Annotated in this window: 11 protein-coding genes; 9 read left to right on the forward strand and 2 right to left on the reverse strand. The window is 34.9% G+C overall.

The window, feature by feature from the left end; genetic code table 11:
• The first annotated feature begins 40 nt into the window (after positions 1–40).
• The 8 genes from BIW12_RS07980 to BIW12_RS08015 all read left to right on the forward strand — a co-directional run bounded on the left by BIW12_RS07980 (position 41) and on the right by BIW12_RS08015 (position 9,134).
• Positions 41–1,141 (forward strand): sensor histidine kinase, encoded by a 1,101-nt coding sequence (locus BIW12_RS07980; protein ID WP_071184637.1) that lies wholly within the window; start codon positions 41–43, stop codon positions 1,139–1,141.
• Positions 1,142–1,770: 629 nt separating this feature from the next.
• Positions 1,771–2,946, forward strand: a complete 1,176-nt coding sequence (locus tag BIW12_RS07985) for a porin (protein WP_394332098.1) — start codon at positions 1,771–1,773, stop codon at positions 2,944–2,946.
• 128 nt (positions 2,947–3,074) lie between these two features.
• Positions 3,075–3,938, forward strand: a complete 864-nt coding sequence (locus BIW12_RS07990) for a PstS family phosphate ABC transporter substrate-binding protein (protein WP_083382074.1) — start codon at positions 3,075–3,077, stop codon at positions 3,936–3,938.
• 169 nt (positions 3,939–4,107) lie between these two features.
• Positions 4,108–5,316 carry a phosphate ABC transporter permease subunit PstC gene (gene pstC / locus BIW12_RS07995; RefSeq protein ID WP_232227065.1) on the forward strand — a complete coding sequence of 403 codons (1,209 nt, stop codon included), beginning with the start codon at positions 4,108–4,110 and terminating at the stop codon, positions 5,314–5,316.
• A 2-nt stretch (positions 5,317–5,318) separates the two neighbouring features.
• A complete protein-coding gene (gene pstA / locus BIW12_RS08000) occupies positions 5,319–6,197 on the forward strand; it encodes a phosphate ABC transporter permease PstA (protein ID WP_071184639.1) in 879 nt (292 codons plus the stop codon).
• A gap of 43 nt (positions 6,198–6,240) precedes the next feature.
• Complete coding sequence (gene pstB / locus BIW12_RS08005; protein ID WP_071184640.1) at positions 6,241–6,993, forward strand: phosphate ABC transporter ATP-binding protein PstB; 753 nt, start codon at positions 6,241–6,243, stop codon at positions 6,991–6,993.
• A 44-nt stretch (positions 6,994–7,037) separates the two neighbouring features.
• Entirely contained in the window at positions 7,038–7,709 is a 672-nt protein-coding gene (gene phoU, locus BIW12_RS08010) for a phosphate signaling complex protein PhoU (protein ID WP_071184641.1), read from the forward strand.
• Positions 7,710–7,928: 219 nt separating this feature from the next.
• Positions 7,929–9,134 carry a GAF domain-containing sensor histidine kinase gene (locus BIW12_RS08015; RefSeq protein ID WP_071184642.1) on the forward strand — a complete coding sequence of 402 codons (1,206 nt, stop codon included), beginning with the start codon at positions 7,929–7,931 and terminating at the stop codon, positions 9,132–9,134.
• A gap of 55 nt (positions 9,135–9,189) precedes the next feature.
• Here the strand turns inward: BIW12_RS08015 and BIW12_RS08020 are convergent, their stop codons facing one another.
• Together BIW12_RS08020 and BIW12_RS08025 are read right to left on the reverse strand one after the other, a co-directional pair.
• Complete coding sequence (locus BIW12_RS08020) at positions 9,190–9,828, reverse strand: response regulator transcription factor (protein WP_071184643.1); 639 nt, start codon at positions 9,826–9,828, stop codon at positions 9,190–9,192.
• A 15-nt stretch (positions 9,829–9,843) separates the two neighbouring features.
• Entirely contained in the window at positions 9,844–11,247 is a 1,404-nt protein-coding gene (locus BIW12_RS08025) for a sensor histidine kinase (RefSeq protein WP_071184644.1), read from the reverse strand.
• 419 nt (positions 11,248–11,666) lie between these two features.
• Between BIW12_RS08025 and BIW12_RS08030 the strand changes: the two genes are divergently transcribed.
• Positions 11,667–18,941, forward strand: coding sequence for a DUF7507 domain-containing protein (locus tag BIW12_RS08030; protein WP_083382075.1), 7,275 nt, complete (start codon positions 11,667–11,669; stop codon positions 18,939–18,941).
• Positions 18,942–18,966: the final 25 nt, after the last annotated feature.

The following is an 18,966-nucleotide window of genomic DNA, read 5'->3' on the forward strand; positions in this document are numbered from 1 at the left end:
AAAGACAGGGTTGTTATTATTTAAGAACAAAGACGAATAAATGAAAATTAGCTTCAAAAAAACATACAAGTTTGCCATCAAATCGGCATTTTACATCAGCCTTTTTTCTACGGCTTTTGTTCTTTTTCTGGCAATGATAATTTTTAATACCACTACCAAAACCTTATTTCTTTTCGGGATTATTTTTGTTTTTGCTATTTATCTCTTTTCATTTTTGGTACTTCAATACCGTGTGGAGCGTTTTATTTACAGAAGAGTCAAAAAAATCTACGACGATGTTTCCCTGTTAGAATCCAGTACGCTTATCAATCAGCCTATCACAACTGATATGGAAACGCTGACCCGTGAAGTCAAGAAGTTTGCCACCGATAAAAAACTGGAAATCGAAATGCTTCAGGTGCGTGAAGAATACCGAAGAGAGTTCCTGGGGAATATTTCGCATGAGTTAAAAACACCATTGTTTACCGTGCAAGGTTATATTTCTACTTTGCTTGACGGAGCAATGGAAGACAAGGCTATTCGTAAAAAATATTTAAAACGTGCCGATAAAGGAGTAGAGCGACTCATTTATATTGTAGAAGATTTGGATATGATTACTAAACTCGAATCGGGTGATTTGAATTTAGAAATAACCGAATTTGATATTGTAGAGCTGATTCGAAATGTTTTCGATTTGTTAGAAATGAAAGCTGATAAAAAGAAAATCAATTTGGTTTTTGAAAACGAAAATATCCAGCCTAATTTTGTCAAAGCCGATAAAGACCGAATCCAGCAGGTGATAGAAAATCTGATTGTGAATTCGATTAAGTACGGTAAAAAAGAAGGAACTACCGAAATTGCCGTTGTGAATTTAACTAAAGAAAAGGTCTTAGTCAGAATAAGTGATGACGGCGAAGGAATTGAAAAACAAAATATTCCAAGGCTTTTTGAACGTTTTTATCGCGTGAACAAAAGTGGTTCCAGAGCCGAGGGAGGTTCGGGATTAGGTTTAGCCATCGTAAAACATATTATCGAAGCGCATAAAGAGAAAATATATGTAGAAAGTGAATTCGGAATTGGATCTGAGTTTTCATTTACCATCGAAAAAGCTAAGAAGAAAAAGAAAGAAAAAGATAAGGATAAAGAATTAGTGCCTGAATAGCATTTGTAAATTAAAAACACTTAAAAGGTGTCGTTGTTTGTACAGCGACACCTTTTTTGTTTTATACAAGTGTAATTGAGTCATTTTTGAAAAAATAGCGATACGAAGGTCGTTTGGTTGTTTTAAAAATCAGATTTAGAGCTTCGTTTTAGTATTTAAATGGAAATTTTAAGATAAACGAATTTTGGAATTGTAAATAAATATCCTCAAATATGAAGCCGAAAAGTATTTTTTTTGATAAAAATAGAATGCTGTTTTTTCTCAATGTTAAGTAAACGTTAACAAACAAAAGCTTCTTAAGTACTGTGTTTATTGGTTTTTTAATTTCTGCGTATGTGTTTAAATGTAGAATTAGAGTGCTAATGTAAACAAATGTTTATGCGGTGGTGTTCAAATGGTAACTCAGGCTTAATATTGGATAAAAAGTTTAATATTAGTTTTGCGTTAAAATAATGTAATATTGATTTATACTTAAAATGAAAAGATTTTTATTTACAGGTTTACTGTTGGTTTCGTCATTAATGAATGCGCAAGATGTAAAGAAAGACGAGATTAAAAAAGAAGTAGTTCGAATTTTAGATTCTATTAATTCGGCTAACAAACAAAAACAGAGCGAACAGGAAAAACCAATGCTTACTGAAAAACCGGAGAAATCCGAGAAAAAAGAACATTGGTATGATAATATTGGTTTAAGAGGTTATGTGCAGGTACGATACAATGGCTTGTTGTCAACAAATGATAAAGTAGCTTGTGACCAATGTGATAAATCCTGGGGAACGACTTCGACTGCTCCGGATGCAAAATCAAACAATGGTCTTTTTATAAGACGTGCACGTTTGGTGTTTTCCGGGCAAATTCATCCTAATGTTTATGTTTATATTCAGCCGGATTTTGCCAGTTCTCCAGCTTCTGGGGTGAATCATTTTGCTCAATTAAGAGATGCGTATTTTGATTTGTCATTTGATAAAAAGAGAGAATTTAGAGTGCGTTTAGGGCAAAGTAAAGTGCCTTATGGTTTTGAAAATATGCAATCGAGTCAAAACCGATTGACATTAGACCGAAACGACGGTTTGAACAGTGCTGTGGTTAATGAGCGTGATTTAGGAGCTTTTTTCTACTGGGCACCAGCTGTGGTTAGAGAGCGTTTTGCAATGTTAATTAAAGACGGTTACAAAGGTTCAGGGGATTACGGAGTATTTGCCTTTGGAGCTTACAACGGTCAAACGGCTAATAAATCAGAAGCAAATAGAAACCTGCATGTGGTAACCCGTTTTAGTTATCCGTTTGTAGTAGGGAATCAAATTATCGAGCCGGGAATTCAGGCTTATACCGGAAAATGGGCTTTTGGTAGTGAACTTTCAACAGGAGTAACCACTGCTAACAAACAAAATACCTTGGATCAACGTGTGGCGGCTTCTTTTATATTGTATCCAAAACCATTCGGGATTCAGGCAGAATACAACATTGGTAAAGGACCTCGTTATAACAAAACAACAAATACTGTTGATGTGTCTCATTTAGAAGGTGGTTATGTATTGCTGAACTACAAATTAGATTTGCCTAAGCACCATTTGATTTATCCTTTTGCAAAATTCCAATACTATGATGGAGGAAAGAAATTTGAAAAAGATGCCAGAAGTTATGTAGTAAGAGATTACGAATTAGGATTGGAATGGCAGCCTTTTAAAGCTTTTGAATTAGTAGCCGAATGGGTAATTGCCGATCGTACTTTTGAAGACAGCGCATTGCCTGTCAACAGACAACGTGGTAATTTATTGCGATTACAAGCGCAGTTTAATTTTTAATTCATTCTAATCTAAACAATATATTTAAAAATTAGTTTTCCTTGAAAAAAGCGTCCAATTGCTTAATGATGAATTAACGCAGGCTTAATATTGAGGATTTACTTTTGCAACAATTAATTTATAACAAAATGAAAAAAACAAAATTATTTTTGATTTTACCTTTAATAGGTATGTTGAGTTGTGGTAAGGCTAAAACAGAAGATAAGGCTTCTGAGGATAATGCAGCAGCTGTTTCAGTAACTATCAAAGGAAGTGATACTGTTTTGCCATTGGCTCAAAAAGAAGCTGAGGATTTAATGAAATCTGACAAAAACATCAGTGTTACTGTAGTAGGTGGAGGGTCAGGAGTAGGTATTACCGCTCTTATTGATGGAACTACTGATATTGCAATGGCTTCAAGAGATTTGAAAACAGAAGAGAAATTAAAATTTTCGGAAGCTAAAAAAGAGATTGAAGAAGTAGTTATTGCATTTGATGCTTTAACAGTAATTGTGAATCCGGCTAATGGAGTTTCTAAATTAACTCGTGAGCAATTAGAAGGAATTTTTACAGGAGCAATTAAAAACTGGAAAGAAGTAGGTGGAGCCGATGAGAAAATTGTGGCTTATTCCAGAGAATCTTCTTCAGGAACTTATGAGTTTTTTAAAGAAGAAGTAATGGCTAAGAAAAACTATGCAACTGATGTGTTAAGCTTACCGGCTACAGGAGCAATTGTTCAGGCAGTAGGTCAGACAAAAGGAGCTATTGGTTATATCGGATTGGCTTATGAAACTAAAGAAGTAAAACAATTAGCGGTTTCTTATGATCAGGGAAAGACTTTTGTTGAGCCTTCAATAGCAACTGCTAAAGATAAAAGCTATCCAATTTCAAGACCGTTATTTTATATGTATGATAAAACAAATGCAGCCAAAGTAAAATCAATAGTTGATTATGCGCTTTCGGATGTAGGTCAAAAAACAGTTTCAGATATTGGTTATATTCCATTAAAATAATTCTAAAGGTTATTATAAGTTCTTGAAAAGGTTATCATTTTTTATCGATAACCTTTTTTTATACCCAAAAATACATTGGCTTAACATTAAGTTAACTCAATAGTAATAACTACAGAACATTCAGTCAGTCAGGCTGATGTAATTTTGCAAAAAAATAAAAGATACTGATTTGAAAACAAATTTTAAACAGCTGAAAGAGAAGCTTATCGAAGCCGTTTTAATGCTAAGTGGTGCGGCCACAAGTATTACCGTAGTTTTGATTGTTTTTTTTCTATTTATTGAAGGTGCTGGAGTTTTTAATAGAAAACCCATTGATGATGGTTATTTGTTAGTGGTTAATGCTACTAACAAAGTAAAGACACTTCAGCCTTCGCAAGTAAAAGATGTTTTTGATAAAAAAATAACCAATTGGAACCAACTCGGAGGTGAGAACAGGCCCATAGTGTTATTTACAACCAGTGATATTACCCAATATTATACTGAGGAAGAATTAGGAGCTAACTTTGAGCATTTTCCTGAAAAAATTAATGAACTAATTCAGAAACAACCCGGCATTATTGCTTTTTTTTCAGATAAATACAAGTCGGATCAATTTGTTGGTAAAGAGTTAGATATTGATAAAATTAAGGTTTGGGAATTTTTATCAGGTGAAGAATGGTTTCCTACAGCCCAACCCATTGCTCAAATGGGAGTAAAGCCTTTAATTTATGGAACGCTGTGGGTAAGTTTTGGTGCTATTTTATTGGCTTTGCCTATTGGATTAGCGGCGGCAATTTATCTTAGTGAAATTGCTCAAAAAAGAACCCGAAGTTTATTAAAACCTTTAATCGAATTATTAGCCGGAATTCCATCGGTAGTTTATGGTTTTTTTGGATTAGTGGTGATTGTCCCTTTAATTCAGGAAATGTTTAATTTGCCTGTAGGCGAAACCGGATTAGCAGGAAGTGTGGTTTTAGCTATTATGGCTTTGCCAACTATTATTACTATTTCAGAAGATGCCATGCGCAATACGCCACGTGCCATGAAAGAAGCCAGTTTGGCTTTAGGTGCATCCAAATGGCAAACTATTTATAAGGTGGTCATGCCTTATTCGGCTTCGGGAATTACTGCGGGAGCTATTTTAGGAATTGGTAGGGCTATTGGCGAAACCATGGCGGTATTAATGGTGACCGGAAATGCTGCTGTAATTCCTAATACCCTTTTAGCTCCGGTAAGAACCATTCCGGCAACCATTGCTGCCGAACTGGGTGAAGCACCAAACGGAGGTTTGCATTACGAAGCCTTATTTGCTTTGGGTTGTATTTTATTCCTAATCACATTTGGGATCAATATGTTAGTCGAATTAGTGACTAACAGAAAAGCACACAAAAAACATTAATAATGAAAGCACAAAATAAATTAGCCCGTAAAAAGAGAATTAGCCAAAACATTGCTTTTGGAATCTTTACAGCAATAAGTTATGCTATTGTAGCCCTTTTATTTGTTATTCTGGCATTTATTGTGGTCAAAGGAATCGGCGTAATTAGTTGGGAATTCATTACAGCAATGCCAAGTAACGGAATGACCGAAGGCGGAATTTTTCCAGCCATCATAGGTACGCTTTGTTTGGTTTTGGCAAGTATGATTTTTGCTTTTCCGGTGGGTGTTTTTGCTGCAATTTACATGAACGAATATGTAAAAGACGGTTGGGTTAAAAAGATAATCAAACAGATGACAAATAATCTGGCGGGAGTTCCATCGATTGTTTTTGGATTATTTGGGATGTCGTTGTTTGTCAATAAACTGGGTTTTGGCGATTCAATTTTAGCCGGTGGATTAACTCTGGGATTATTAGTACTTCCTGTTGTTATCAGAACAACTGAAGAATCTTTAAAAGCTGTTGATTCTACTTTCAGGCAGGCCAGTTTAGGTTTGGGAGCTTCTAAATGGCAAACAACAAGCAAAGTAGTTTTGCCAATCGCTTTTCCAAATATCATTACCGGTTTGATTCTTTCCATCGGAAGGGTTTCCGGCGAAACAGCTCCTATTTTATTTACTGTAGCCGCTTATTTTTTGCCTAAATTACCTTCGTCTATTTTTGATCAGGCTATGGCTTTGCCGTATCATTTATATGTAATTGCAACCAGTGGAACTAATATTGAGAAATCGAGAGCAATGGCTTATGGAACGGCACTTATTTTAATTATAATTGTATTAATCTCTAATTTATTGGCGAATGCACTTCGTAAATATTACGGGAAAAAAGTAAAAATGAATTAATGCCATTAAAGTTGGTTTATTAAGTAAAAGTAAAAAGTATAACATGCACAAAATAGAATCCAGAAACGTAAATTTTTTTTACGGAGAAACCCAGGCCTTACACGACATTTCGTTATCGATGAAGGAGAATACCGTTACGGCACTTATTGGGCCATCAGGTTGTGGGAAGTCAACTTATTTGCGTTTATTGAATCGAATGAATGATTTGATTGATAACACCCGAATGGAAGGAAGTATTTTAATTGATCAAAAGGATATTTATCAAAAGAATACTAATGTTGATGATTTGAGAAAGAATGTGGGAATGGTGTTCCAGAAACCTAATCCTTTTCCTAAAACAATCTATGAAAATGTGGCCTATGGTTTGAGAGTGAACGGAGTTGAGGATAAACATTTAATCGAAGAAAGAGTGATTACTTCCATTGAGCAGGTGGCACTCTGGGATGAGGTAAAAGACAAGTTAAAAAAATCGGCATTTGAATTATCCGGTGGACAACAACAGCGTTTGTGTATTGCCCGTGCTCTGGCTATACAGCCTTCGGTTTTATTGATGGATGAGCCTACTTCGGCATTAGATCCTATTTCGACTTCAAAAATTGAAGAATTAGTACACGAATTAAAAAAGCAATATACTATTGTTATTGTGACGCATAATATGCAGCAGGCAGCGCGTGTGAGCGACAATACGGCTTTTTTCTATATGGGAAAATTGATTGAATGTGATAAGACAAAAACGATTTTTACCAAACCGGCAATACAGCAAACTGAGGATTATATAACAGGAAGATTTGGCTGATATTTGTTCCCAATTTGTAATCGGATAACTTTAAAATTAAAAAAATGGCATCACACTTCGAAATAGAATTAGATAAACTTAAAAACGTAATAATCAAGATAGGTACTCTTGCCGAAAATCAATTAATTGAAGCGGTAAAAGCACTGCTTTCAGAGCCTATGGCAGAGAAGAAAGAGGTGAAAAAAACCGAAGAAAAAATAGATAGATTAGATGTGAAAATCGATGAGATTTGTCAAACTATTTTTGCCTTGCAACAGCCTGTAGCTTCCGATTTGCGGTTTATCATGGCTTCGATGCAAATCAGTAATGAGATTGAAAGAATTGGCGATTTGGCAATGAGTGTTATCAAAAATTCGAAAAACATTAAAGACAAGCACGATTTAATCGTAAAATTCAATGTAGCCGAATTGGCAAAACAAGTTGAGGAAATCACGGTAAAAATGAATCAGTGTTTCTTAGATAGAAGCGAAACCACTATTGGAGAAATTTTTGTACTCAATAACAGTATTAAAAAAGGAACGGATGATATGATTCATAGCTTGATGAACGAAATGAAATCGAACTCTAAGGCTGTAGTTTCAGGAATGAATCTGGTTATGGTTTTAAAACATTTAGAACGCGTTTCAGAACATTGTACTAATATTGCCGAGCACGTCCATTTTATGATTAAAGCCAAGATTATCAAACATGAAAAGTTTGATGATAAGCAACAGTAATCGAATATTTTAATGAAAAAAAAGCTGGTTTTTTTGCAATAAAAGAGCCGGCTTTTTTTGTGCCTTTTAGTTTTGAAAACAATTAATCCGGTAAGACAATTTAAGTACGACTGTTTTTTTCTTTGTATTTTATAAAATATTTTAAATTTCAATAGCGGGTAATGAATATATTTTTTAAATTGACTTAATAAAAATAACGAGATATAATACTAAAGATATATGATTAAACCAGATACGTTTGTATGGGAAAATGAGAGGTTAAAAGACTTAGATTCTTATGCTATTATAGATACTCTGCCTGAAGATGAGTACGATGAGTTAACTTATTTAGCATCTCAAATATGTGGTACTCCAATTTCACTGATTAGTCTTTTAGACAATAAAAGACAGTGGTTTAAATCACATTATGGTACCGATGTTATGGAAACTTCTAAGGAAATTGCTTTTTGTGCCCATGCAATACTCAATCCTGATGAAGTATTTATTGTTCAGGATGCCAGAAATGATCATCGCTTCTATGATAATCCTCTTGTAATTGAGGAACCTAATGTTGTTTTTTATGCAGGAGCTCCGTTGGTTAGTCAAAATGGTTTACCCCTTGGGACTTTATGTGTTATTGATAATAAACCTAATGAATTAAGTGAGAATCAGATAAAATCCTTGAAAGCACTTTCGAATCAGGCAATGAAGTTGTTAGAGTTGAGAAAGAAAAAAAAACAACTCGAAAAAAATTTATTCGAATTTGAAAACAAAAACAAAGAATTAGAGCGCTTTGCTTATATAGCAGCTCACGATTTAAAATCACCATTAGGGAATATTAATGCTTTGACAGATTTTTTTATAGAACATTATTGTGAAGATTTAGAAGAAGAGGCGTCCGAAATTATAGCGTTAATTCATCAGTCTTCGGCTAAATTAAGAGGACTTATTGATGAATTATTAGAGTATAGTAAATACGATAAAATTATTGAGCAAGAGAAAGCTGAAATCGATTTACAAATACTAAAGAAAGAAATTTTAGGACTATTTAGTTTTAATAATAAATATGATATTAGTTTAAAATCGAATGTTTCTAAATTGATTATCAATAAGGTAGCCTTAGAGCAAATTTTAATTAATCTTATTTCTAATGCCATCAAATACAATGACAAAGAAATAGCTCAAATTGAAATTATGGTAAATGAAGAAGATTTACAATATCGAATTTCGGTAACAGATAATGGTCCCGGCATATCAAAAGAAAATCAGCATAAAATTTTTGAAATTTTTGAAGTTTTGGATACCTGTGACCATAATGGAGAAACAGGAAACGGAATTGGTCTTGCAACAGTAAAAAAATTAGTACTGGCCTTAGGTGGTACTATTGATGTTGAATCTGAAGTAGGAAAGTTTACGAGATTTAATTTTACGATAGAAAAATTTTGAAAAGTTATGTTGAAATATTTTTGAGCTTTTTTTAAAAAGCTCAAAAATATTTTTATCAGATATTTATTCCGTTGGTTTTGTTGAAAAGACCAATGAGTTCAACTATGTTTTTGATGTTGAGTTTGTTGAATATTTTGTTTTTATGAGTGCTTACTGTAGTGAGTTGAATACTCAGTTTGTTGGCAATTTCAATGTTTCCGTCGCCTTTGACTAATAACTCCGAAATTTCTCTTTCTCGTTTGGAGAGCTTTTCTAATGGGTCATTACTGGTTTTATTTGTAGAAGCTTTTACCAGTTCGTTTACAATATTTGGAGTTAAATAATTTCCTGTTTTTAAGATTGTGTCAATAGCATTAACAAGCATTTTTTTGTCACTTAATTTATTGAGATAACCATTGGCTCCGGCAATAATATAAGGGCAGGCATGGGTTTCTTCTTCATAAACAGAAAAAATGAGTATTTTGACATCAGGTTGAATGTTTTTGATTTCTTCTATCATAGCGGTATTTCTGCCCCCGGGAATATTGATGTCCAGTATGATTAAATCTATTTTTTTCTTTTTTAAAAAATCTAATGTTCCGCTGTAATTGTCTTTGGTTGAAATAGCAACGTTTTTAATTTTTTCTTCTAAAATTATGGAAACACCTGTTCTTACAACTAGATGGTCGTCAACGATAAGGATTTCTTTTTGCATGATTGTATATTTAGATTAAAAATTTTCTTTTAGATTAATGTCTATAGTTACTGTTGTTCCCTGGTTATTAGGATTTGAAAATGTGATATTCCCTTTTAGGATTATTAGTAATTCGAGTACCAGATGTAAGCCTATTCCATAGGTGCTTAAAATTAGCTTTTCGGGGTCTCTGTTTTGGAATAATTTGGTGTAATAATCAATTATATCCTGACTCATTCCGCTGCCTGTGTCTTTAATCCAATAGCTTATTTTTTCAGTATTTGCCTTTGCGCCAATTTCTATAATTCCCGATTGGGTGTTTTTTACAGCATTGTCTATCAAATTGTGGATGATTATCGAAATAATTCGGATGTTTATATTTGATTTTAGACTGTTCTTAGTATTATTTATAATTTGGGTATTGTTGTTTAAGGCAATTTCTTCAAAAAAAATCTTTTTGTTTTCAATTAATTCATGAACCGAATAATAGTTCTGATTGTAATCTTTGTCTTCGATGTATATTTTAGAATATTCAATCAGTGTTTTTGTAAAATTATAGAGTTGGGAGGATGATTTGTAGATAGAATCGGCATATTTATAGGTAATGGTATTTTTTGCTTTTTTAGTGCTGATGCTTAGGTGTTTGGCAATAAGCTGAATGTATTTTAGCGGACTTCTGATGTCGTGACTAATGGTTCCAATTATTTTTTTGTGTTGAATGATTTCGGTATGTAAGTCCTGCTTTGTTTTTTCTAAATCTTTAATAATGGCTTCCAGTTGCTCTTTTTGTTGTTTTAGTTCTTGTTTTGATTTTAATATCTTTTGGAGCATAGTGCTGTAGTAAATGCTTATGGAACCTATAATTACACATATAAAAAAGATGTTAGTCAACAAAAGGTAATAGTTTGTTTTACGTGTTCCGTCCCCCAAAAGAGTAGAAAAGCGTTCTTCACTAAGTCCTATTTTTTTATTCAAATCGTCCAGTTGCAGTAGTGTTTTAATCTTGGCATTGTGGTCTAATTCATTATTATCTATTTTTTGCTTTACCTTAAGTCCTAATTTATTGAGCTCGGTGTTTAACGAATCGCCCACTTTCCACTCGGCAATGGCATTTTTTAAAAACCAGATACTTTTAAAATTATTAAAGAGCCAAATCATATCGTTTAAGTCTTCTTCATGATTTTTACCTTCTCTAAAGCCTTGTTTGATGGTTTCAGAATCTAATTTATTAATGAGTGCTATTCGGGCTTTTTTATCACCTAAAGGAATACTGATATTGGATTTGAACTTCATCCAATATTCTTCTTTGTTTGTATAAAGATAGTTTATCAAATTGCGGGTTGCCACATTGTGTCCTTTTGAATAGCGGGATTCTCCATTTACATAAGCTCTGGTTGCTGATAAAGTTTTTATGGTGTAAAAATTAATCACTATTAACATAGAACATGCGGTTAATATAAGAACTAAAAAAGTGATAGTATTTCTTTTGGCTTGTTTCAAATCTTAACTATTGAGGTTTGTATGTTATTTTTTTGTTGCTATTTGAGAATGGCTAAGACGTTGAAGATGATTTTTATCTTAATTAGATTATCGTGTACTACAAATATATCAAATATGCTGCTGTTATTTTTGTAAGAATAAATCGGTTTTGGTATAGAATTTTATCAATTTTTTTGTAGTTTTTATTTTACTTATAAATCGTTTTATATCAGCGTATATTCTCACAATTTACATAATCAATGCTTTATTTTTGTAAATAAATCGTTACTGCTATTGGGTTTAACTCTTTTTTGAGTGTCAATTACTCAAAACTAAACCTATAAAATATTGATTTAAATCAAATTCAAATTCTTTAGATTATGAGAAATAATTACCTTGATTTATTTAATAAGAATGTTATTAAAAATACGCTACTCAGAAACATACAGCATCAGTTGTTTTTGTTTATAGGTTTATTTATAGTGTCTTTTAATTCTTTTGGACAATGTAATGTAGCAACTCCAACTCCTTTTGTATCGGCTAATTTTGATGATTTATCAGTAAGTACTAATACCAGTGGAGGATGTATTTCGCTTTTAGGATGCGGGATATTTAATGAAAGCCGCTTAATCAATGCCAGTTTGACCGATTTTGCTACGGCAAGTTTTGGAGTGCTAAGTATTGGTACCAATCATTCGTTGCGTGTAACTGATGGGAATTCAACTTTTGCAGCGGGTACTTTTGCCGGATTTAAGATAGCTCCTGCCGGAGGACTGCTTAGTTTGGATTTATTAAACGGAATAAGGATACGAACTTATAACGATGGTGTTTTAAGAGAAACAATGTCGGGAGCTTCTTTATTGGGATTAACATTGCTTTCCAGTCCAACTGATTATATTGTTGGGTTTAATACTGCTCTAACATTTGATGCTGTCGAAATAGTATTAGATGGAGGAGTGTCTTTATTAAGTTCTACTGATATTTACCATGCAGTAATAAGGGAATATTGCGCCGGACCTGCCTTAGACTGTAATACAGTTACTAAACTAAGTTTGCCTACTCATCCGGTTGCTATTAGTCAGGCTAATACAGGAATGTCAGGAGTAAGCGTGGGCAGTGTTACCGATGTTGAAAATGCAATTAGTGCCAGTGATACTGATTATGCAACTATTAACTTAACTGTTGGTTTGCTGGCTTCAGGAAGTATAGCCATAAAAGAGATGATTACTGATTATCCTGCCGGAACTTATGCCGGTGTTGAAATTGAGAATTTGAATCTTTTAAGTATAGCTGCTTTAGGAAATGTTGTGGTTTCGACTTATTTGGACGGAGTACTTCGGGAACAATTTTCAGGGACTAATTTGGTTGCTAATGCTTCATTGCTTGCTTCGGGAGGACGTTTTAAACTGGGATTTGTTGCGAATCAGTCATTTGATGAAGTAAAACTGTCCGTTAATCAGACAATAGGTTTAAATCTGGGGACTACCAGAGTATATGGAGCAGTTTTTCAGAGATTCTGTGCAGGACCTGAGCTCACTTGTAATATGCAAACAGTAATGAACACACCGGCATATCCGGTATATATTAATAATGTCAATTCGGGAATTAATGGTTTAGTGTGTGCATTGTGTACGGTAACTAATCAGGATAATTTAATAGATGCTGACCTTAGTAATTATGCCAGTGTCAATTTATCTGTAGGGGTAGGAACAACAGGAAGTCTGTCTGTAAAAGACCAAATAACTAATTATCCTGCAGGAACATTTGCCGGTTATACTATAGAAAATCCAGCCTTGCTTAATGTTGATGCTTTAGGAGCTGTAAGGGTAACTACTTATTTAGATGGTGTTCAACAGGAATCAAAATCGGGTAATGGACCATTAGTTGCTGTTGGAACTGATTTGTTAGTTGGAACAGGAAAACAGACGATAGGTTTTGTTGCTACATTGCTTTTTGATGAGGTTCGAATTACATTTCAAAATCTGGTTGCAGTAAATCTTGGAGAAGTTAAAGTATATAGTGCGGTTTTTCAAAGATTATGTAATCCAATAGTTGAATGTAATCAAAATTATCTTTGGACAAATCCGGCTTTTCCGGTAACAATAAATGGAGATAATACCGGTATTGAGGGCGTGGCCTGTGTGGCCTGTGCAGTAAATGATACCGATAATTTATTAACAGCTGACGAAACTGATTTTGCCAATATTACTTTGATTGCAGGAGTAGTAGGCTCGGGTTCTGTAGCGGTAAAAGATCATTTGTTTACTTATCCTAAAGGAACTTTTGCAGGTTTTGTTATTAGAGATTTAGGAACATTAGCACAGGTAAATTTATTGCAATCGATGACAATAAGCACCTATAACAATGGCATTTTGCAAGAAGCAAGATCAGCAGCTCAGTTAATCGATTTATCTCTTTTAGGAATTGATGTTTTAGGATCTACTCCGGGAGTTTATAATGTTGGTTTCAAAACTAATTTAGCCTTTGACGAAATTAAATTGACTTTAAATTCTGTAGCAAGTGTCATCAATTCTATAAATGTATATGGAGCATTTGTAAATACTTCAGAAAGTGATGATGAAGGTAGTGGAAATTTGTCTTGTAATTCTTCATCCATTTCAGTAACAAAAGACGGGACTTATGTAGATGCTAACAATGACGGAATTGTAAATGCCGGTGATAGAGTGGATTATGCTTTTGATGTAAGAAATACAGGTAGTAAAACTTTAACTAATGTAACTGTAACGGATAATAATGCCACAGTAAGCGGAAGTCCAATAGCTACTTTAGCTCCGGCTGGAAATGATACAGCCTCATATACAGCGACTTATATGATAACTCAGGCTGATATTGATGCCGGAGTGGTTTATAATTTAGCAACGGTTACTGCCACAACTAATTTGGGTACAATTATTACTGCAACTTCAACTGATCCAACACCATGTACAACTTGTCCGGTAAACCCAGCTTGTCCGGATTGTACGGCTACTCCAATAGCTCAAACGAATTCTATTGGCTTGGTGAAAACCGCAGTAGTAGGAGGAACAGGAGTTTTAGGTGATGTTATTACTTATACTTTTGCTGTTACCAATACAGGAAATACTACTTTGACTAATGTTGTTGTGACTGATCCAATGGCAGGGTTAGTGATTTCAGGAAGTCCGATAGCCAGTTTAGCTCCGGGAGCAACTAATGCTACTGTTAAAGGGATTTATATTATTACTCAGGCTGATGTTAATGTAGGTATGGTAACTAACTCAGCATTAGTAACAGCCAAAGATCCCCAGAATAATGATGTTACTGATATTTCGGGAACTACATTGGCTACGGATGATAGTACCGAAACATCTGTAAGTCAGACTAATTCGATTGCTTTAGTTAAAACAGCAAGTGTTGTAGGCGCAGGAGGTTTAGGAGATACTGTTAATTACACTTTTGCAGTAACCAATACAGGAACAACAACTTTGACTAATGTTGTTGTGACTGATCCAATGCCAGGATTAGTAATTTCAGGAAGTCCAATAGCCAGTTTAGCTCCAGGGGCTACCGATATTAGTGTAACTGGAACTTACACCATTACGCAAGCAGATGTCGATGCAGGAATGGTAACTAATTCGGCTTTAGTAACTGCTAAAGATCCACAGAATAATAATGTAACCGATGTTTCAGGAACAACAGTTACTACCGATGATAGTACCGAAACTCCGGTTGGGCAAAGATCAACAATTGCATTGGTTAAAACAGCAAATGTGGCAGCAGTTAGAGAATTTGGAGATACAATTACTTACACTTTTGCAGTAACCAATACAGGAACAACAACTTTAACTGATGTTGTAGTAACCGATCCAATGCCAGGATTGCTGATTTCAGGAAGCCCTATTGCAAGTTTAGCACCTGGGGTTACTGATACAACTATAACAGGAACTTACACTATTACGCAAGCCGATGTCGATGCAGGAAAAGTTGTTAACTCCGCTTTGGTAACTGCTAAGGATCCATTGGATAATGATGTAACGGATATTTCAGGGACTACAATAGGAACCAATAATAGTACCGAAACTCCGGTTACACAAACTTCATCTATTACTTTAGTAAAAACCGCAGTAGTAGGAGGAACAGGAGTTTTAGGGGATGTTATTACTTATACATTTACAGTAAAAAATACAGGAACAACAACATTAAAGAATATTTTAGTGTCCGATCCGATGGTGGGTTTAAGTATAACAGGAAATCCAATAGCCAGTTTAGCTCCTGGAGCTACAAATACAAGTATTACAGGGACTTACACCATTACTCAAGCCGATATTGATGCCGGAAAAGTAAGCAACTCGGCTTTGGTAACAGCCAAGGATTCACAAAATAATAATGTAACGGATATTTCAGGAACTACAGAAACCACTAATGATACTACCGAAACTCCGCTTACCCAAAATCATGCTATTGCCTTGGTGAAAACTGCAGTAGTAGGAGGAACAGGAGTTTTAGGAAATGTTATCACTTATACATTTGCAGTAAGAAATACAGGAAATACTACTTTGACAAATGTTGTGGTTACTGACCCAATGGTTGGTTTAGTGATTTCAGGAAGTCCAATAGCCAGTTTAGCTCCTGGAGCTACCAATACAAGTATTACAGGAACTTACACCATCACCCAAGCCGATATTGATGCCGGAAAAGTAAGCAACTCGGCTTTGGTAACCGCCAAGGATCCTCAAAATAATAATGTAACGGATATTTCAGGAACTACAGAAACCACTAATGATAGTACCGAAACTCCGCTTACCCAAAATCATGCTATTGCCTTGGTGAAAACTGCAGTAGTAGGAGGAACAGGAGTTTTAGGGGATGTTATTACTTATACATTTACAGTGAAAAATACAGGAACAACAACATTAAAGAATATTTTAGTGTCCGATCCGATGGTGGGTTTAAGTATAACAGGAAATCCAATAGCCAGTTTAGCTCCTGGAGCTACCAATACAAGTATTACGGGAACTTACACTATCACCCAAGCCGATATTGATGCCGGAAAAGTAAGCAACTCGGCTTTAGTAACTGCTAAAGATCCACAGAATAATAATGTAACGGATATTTCAGGAACTACAGAAACCACTAATGATAGTACCGAAACTCCGCTTACCCAAAATCATGCTATTGCCTTGGTGAAAACCGCAGTAGTAGGAGGAACAGGAGTTTTAGGAAATGTTATCACTTATACATTTGCAGTAAGAAATATAGGAAATACTACTTTGACTAATGTTGTTGTGACTGATCCAATGCCAGGATTAGTAATTTCAGGAAGTCCAATAGCCAGTTTAGCTCCTGGAGCTACCAATACAAGTATTACGGGAACTTACACCATCACTCAAGCCGATATTGATGCCGGAAAAGTAAGCAACTCGGCTTTAGTAACTGCTAAAGATCAACAGAATAATAATGTGACGGATATTTCAGGAACTACAGAAACCACTAATGATACTACCGAAACTCCGCTTGCCCAAAATCATGCTATTGCCTTGGTGAAAACCGCAGTAGTAGGAGGAACAGGAGTTTTAGGAAATGTTATCACTTATACATTTGCAGTAAGAAATACAGGAAATACTACTTTGACAAATGTTGTGGTTACTGACCCAATGGTTGGTCTAGTGATTTCAGGAAGTCCAATAGCCAGCTTAGCTCCTGGAGCTACCAATACAAGTATTACGGGAACTTACACCATCACTCAAGCCGATATTGATGCCGGAAAAGTAAGCAACTCGGCTTTGGTAACAGCCAAGGATCCACAAAATAATAATGTAACGGATATTTCAGGAACTACAGAAACTACTAATGATAGTACCGAAACGCCGCTTACCCAAAATCATGCTATTGCCTTAGTGAAAACCGCAGTAGTAGGAGGAACAGGAGTTTTAGGAAATGTTATCACTTATACATTTGCAGTAAGAAATACAGGAAATACTACTTTGACAAATGTTGTGGTTACTGACCCAATGGTTGGTTTAGTGATTTCAGGAAGTCCAATAGCTAGTTTAGCTCCTGGGGCTACGAATACAAGTATTACGGGGACTTACGCCATCACTCAAGCCGATATTGATGCCGGAAAAGTAAGCAACTCGGCTTTAGTAACTGCTAAAGATCCACAGAATAATAATGTGACGGATATTTCAGGAACTACAGAAACCACTAATGATACTACCGAAACTCCGCTTGCCCAAAATCATGCTATTGCCTTGGTGAAAACCGCAGTAGTAGGAGGAACAGGAGTTTTAGGAAATGTTATCACTTATACATTTGCAGTAAGAAATACAGGAAATACTACTTTGACAAATGTTGTGGTTACTGACCCAATGGTTGGTTTAGTGATTTCAGGAAGTCCAATAGCCAGCTTAGCTCCTGGGGCTACTAATAATACTATTGTTGGGACTTATGTTTTAACACAGGCTGATGTTGATGCCGGTGAAATAACAAATTCGGCCTTAGTAGTGGCTAAAGATCCGCAAGGGAATGATGTTGAAGATATATCAGGTACAACAATTACTAATGATAATCCAACAATTACTGAAATTACAGCAAACCCTTCTATTAGTGTTACTAAAGACGGTGTTTATATTGATGCTAATAATGATGGATTAACAAATGTAGGAGATCATATTAATTACACTTTTGTGGTTAGAAATACAGGAAATACAACACTTTATGATGTAGTTGTAACTGATGAAAAAGTTACAATAGTAGGAAGTCCTATTCCAACTTTGGCTTATAATACTTCAAATAGTACCGCTTTTACGGCAACTTATGTTATCACTCAGGCTGATATTGATGCCGGTTTAGTTTATAATTTAGCTCTTGTTAAAGCAACTACACCTAAAGAAACAGAAGTAACCAATACATCAACCGATCCTACACCTTGTGTTAGTTGTCCGGTTAATCCGGATTGTCCAACATGTACGATTACTCCATTAGCCCAATCTCCAAAGATAGCATTAATGTTAGTGGGTGAATTTCAGGATGAGAATAATGATGATCAGGCACAAATAGGAGAGACAATCCAATATACTTACACGATTATGAATATGGGTAATGTACCATTGTCTAATGTTTGGATTCAGGATACAAAGGTTGGGCTTGATATGAATTCGGGCACTATTAATATGCCTATTGGAGCTATGGATAATACCACTTTTACAGCAACTTATACACTTACTCAGCAGGATATTATTGCAGGAAATGTTCACAATCAGGCAATAGTATTTGGAACAAGTCCACTGGGAGTTGTAGTTCAGGATTTGTCAGATGATGATAGTCCGTTAGAAGATGATTCCACTGTAATAGGTATTGAAGGCTGTGTTGTAGAGGTTTTTAATGCCGTTTCTCCAAATGTAGGTTCAGTATATGAAAGGGTTTTATACATAAGAGGATTGGATTGTTATCCTGATAATACTGTTCAGGTATTTGACCGTTGGGGAGTGAAAGTCTATGAAGTAGATGGTTATAATAATAGGGATAAGGCGTTTAGGGGAATTTCCGAAGGAAGAACAACGGTAAGTCAATCCAAAGGTTTGCCAAACGGAACATATTTCTACATCCTTAAATATGTAGATATAGAAGGAAAAGGACATGATAAATCAGGTTATCTGCATTTAATTAATGATTAATAATCCAGTTTGCCGCAAGGAAGTT

Source organism: Flavobacterium commune (assembly GCF_001857965.1).
Taxonomy (GTDB): Bacteria; Bacteroidota; Bacteroidia; order Flavobacteriales; family Flavobacteriaceae; genus Flavobacterium; species Flavobacterium commune.

Excerpts from the sequence above, each read along its gene's own strand:
- phoU (WP_071184641.1), top strand. The coding sequence starts at position 7,038 with ATGGCATCACACTTCGAAATAGAATTAGATAAACTTAAAAACGTAATA.
- BIW12_RS08025 (WP_071184644.1), bottom strand. The coding sequence starts at position 11,247 with ATGTTAATAGTGATTAATTTTTACACCATAAAAACTTTATCAGCAACC.
- BIW12_RS07985 (WP_394332098.1), top strand. The coding sequence starts at position 1,771 with ATGCTTACTGAAAAACCGGAGAAATCCGAGAAAAAAGAACATTGGTAT.
- pstB (WP_071184640.1), top strand. The coding sequence starts at position 6,241 with ATGCACAAAATAGAATCCAGAAACGTAAATTTTTTTTACGGAGAAACC.
- BIW12_RS08030 (WP_083382075.1), top strand. The coding sequence starts at position 11,667 with ATGAGAAATAATTACCTTGATTTATTTAATAAGAATGTTATTAAAAAT.
- BIW12_RS08020 (WP_071184643.1), bottom strand. The coding sequence starts at position 9,828 with ATGCAAAAAGAAATCCTTATCGTTGACGACCATCTAGTTGTAAGAACA.
- BIW12_RS08015 (WP_071184642.1), top strand. The coding sequence starts at position 7,929 with ATGATTAAACCAGATACGTTTGTATGGGAAAATGAGAGGTTAAAAGAC.
- BIW12_RS07990 (WP_083382074.1), top strand. The coding sequence starts at position 3,075 with ATGAAAAAAACAAAATTATTTTTGATTTTACCTTTAATAGGTATGTTG.
- BIW12_RS07980 (WP_071184637.1), top strand. The coding sequence starts at position 41 with ATGAAAATTAGCTTCAAAAAAACATACAAGTTTGCCATCAAATCGGCA.
- pstA (WP_071184639.1), top strand. The coding sequence starts at position 5,319 with ATGAAAGCACAAAATAAATTAGCCCGTAAAAAGAGAATTAGCCAAAAC.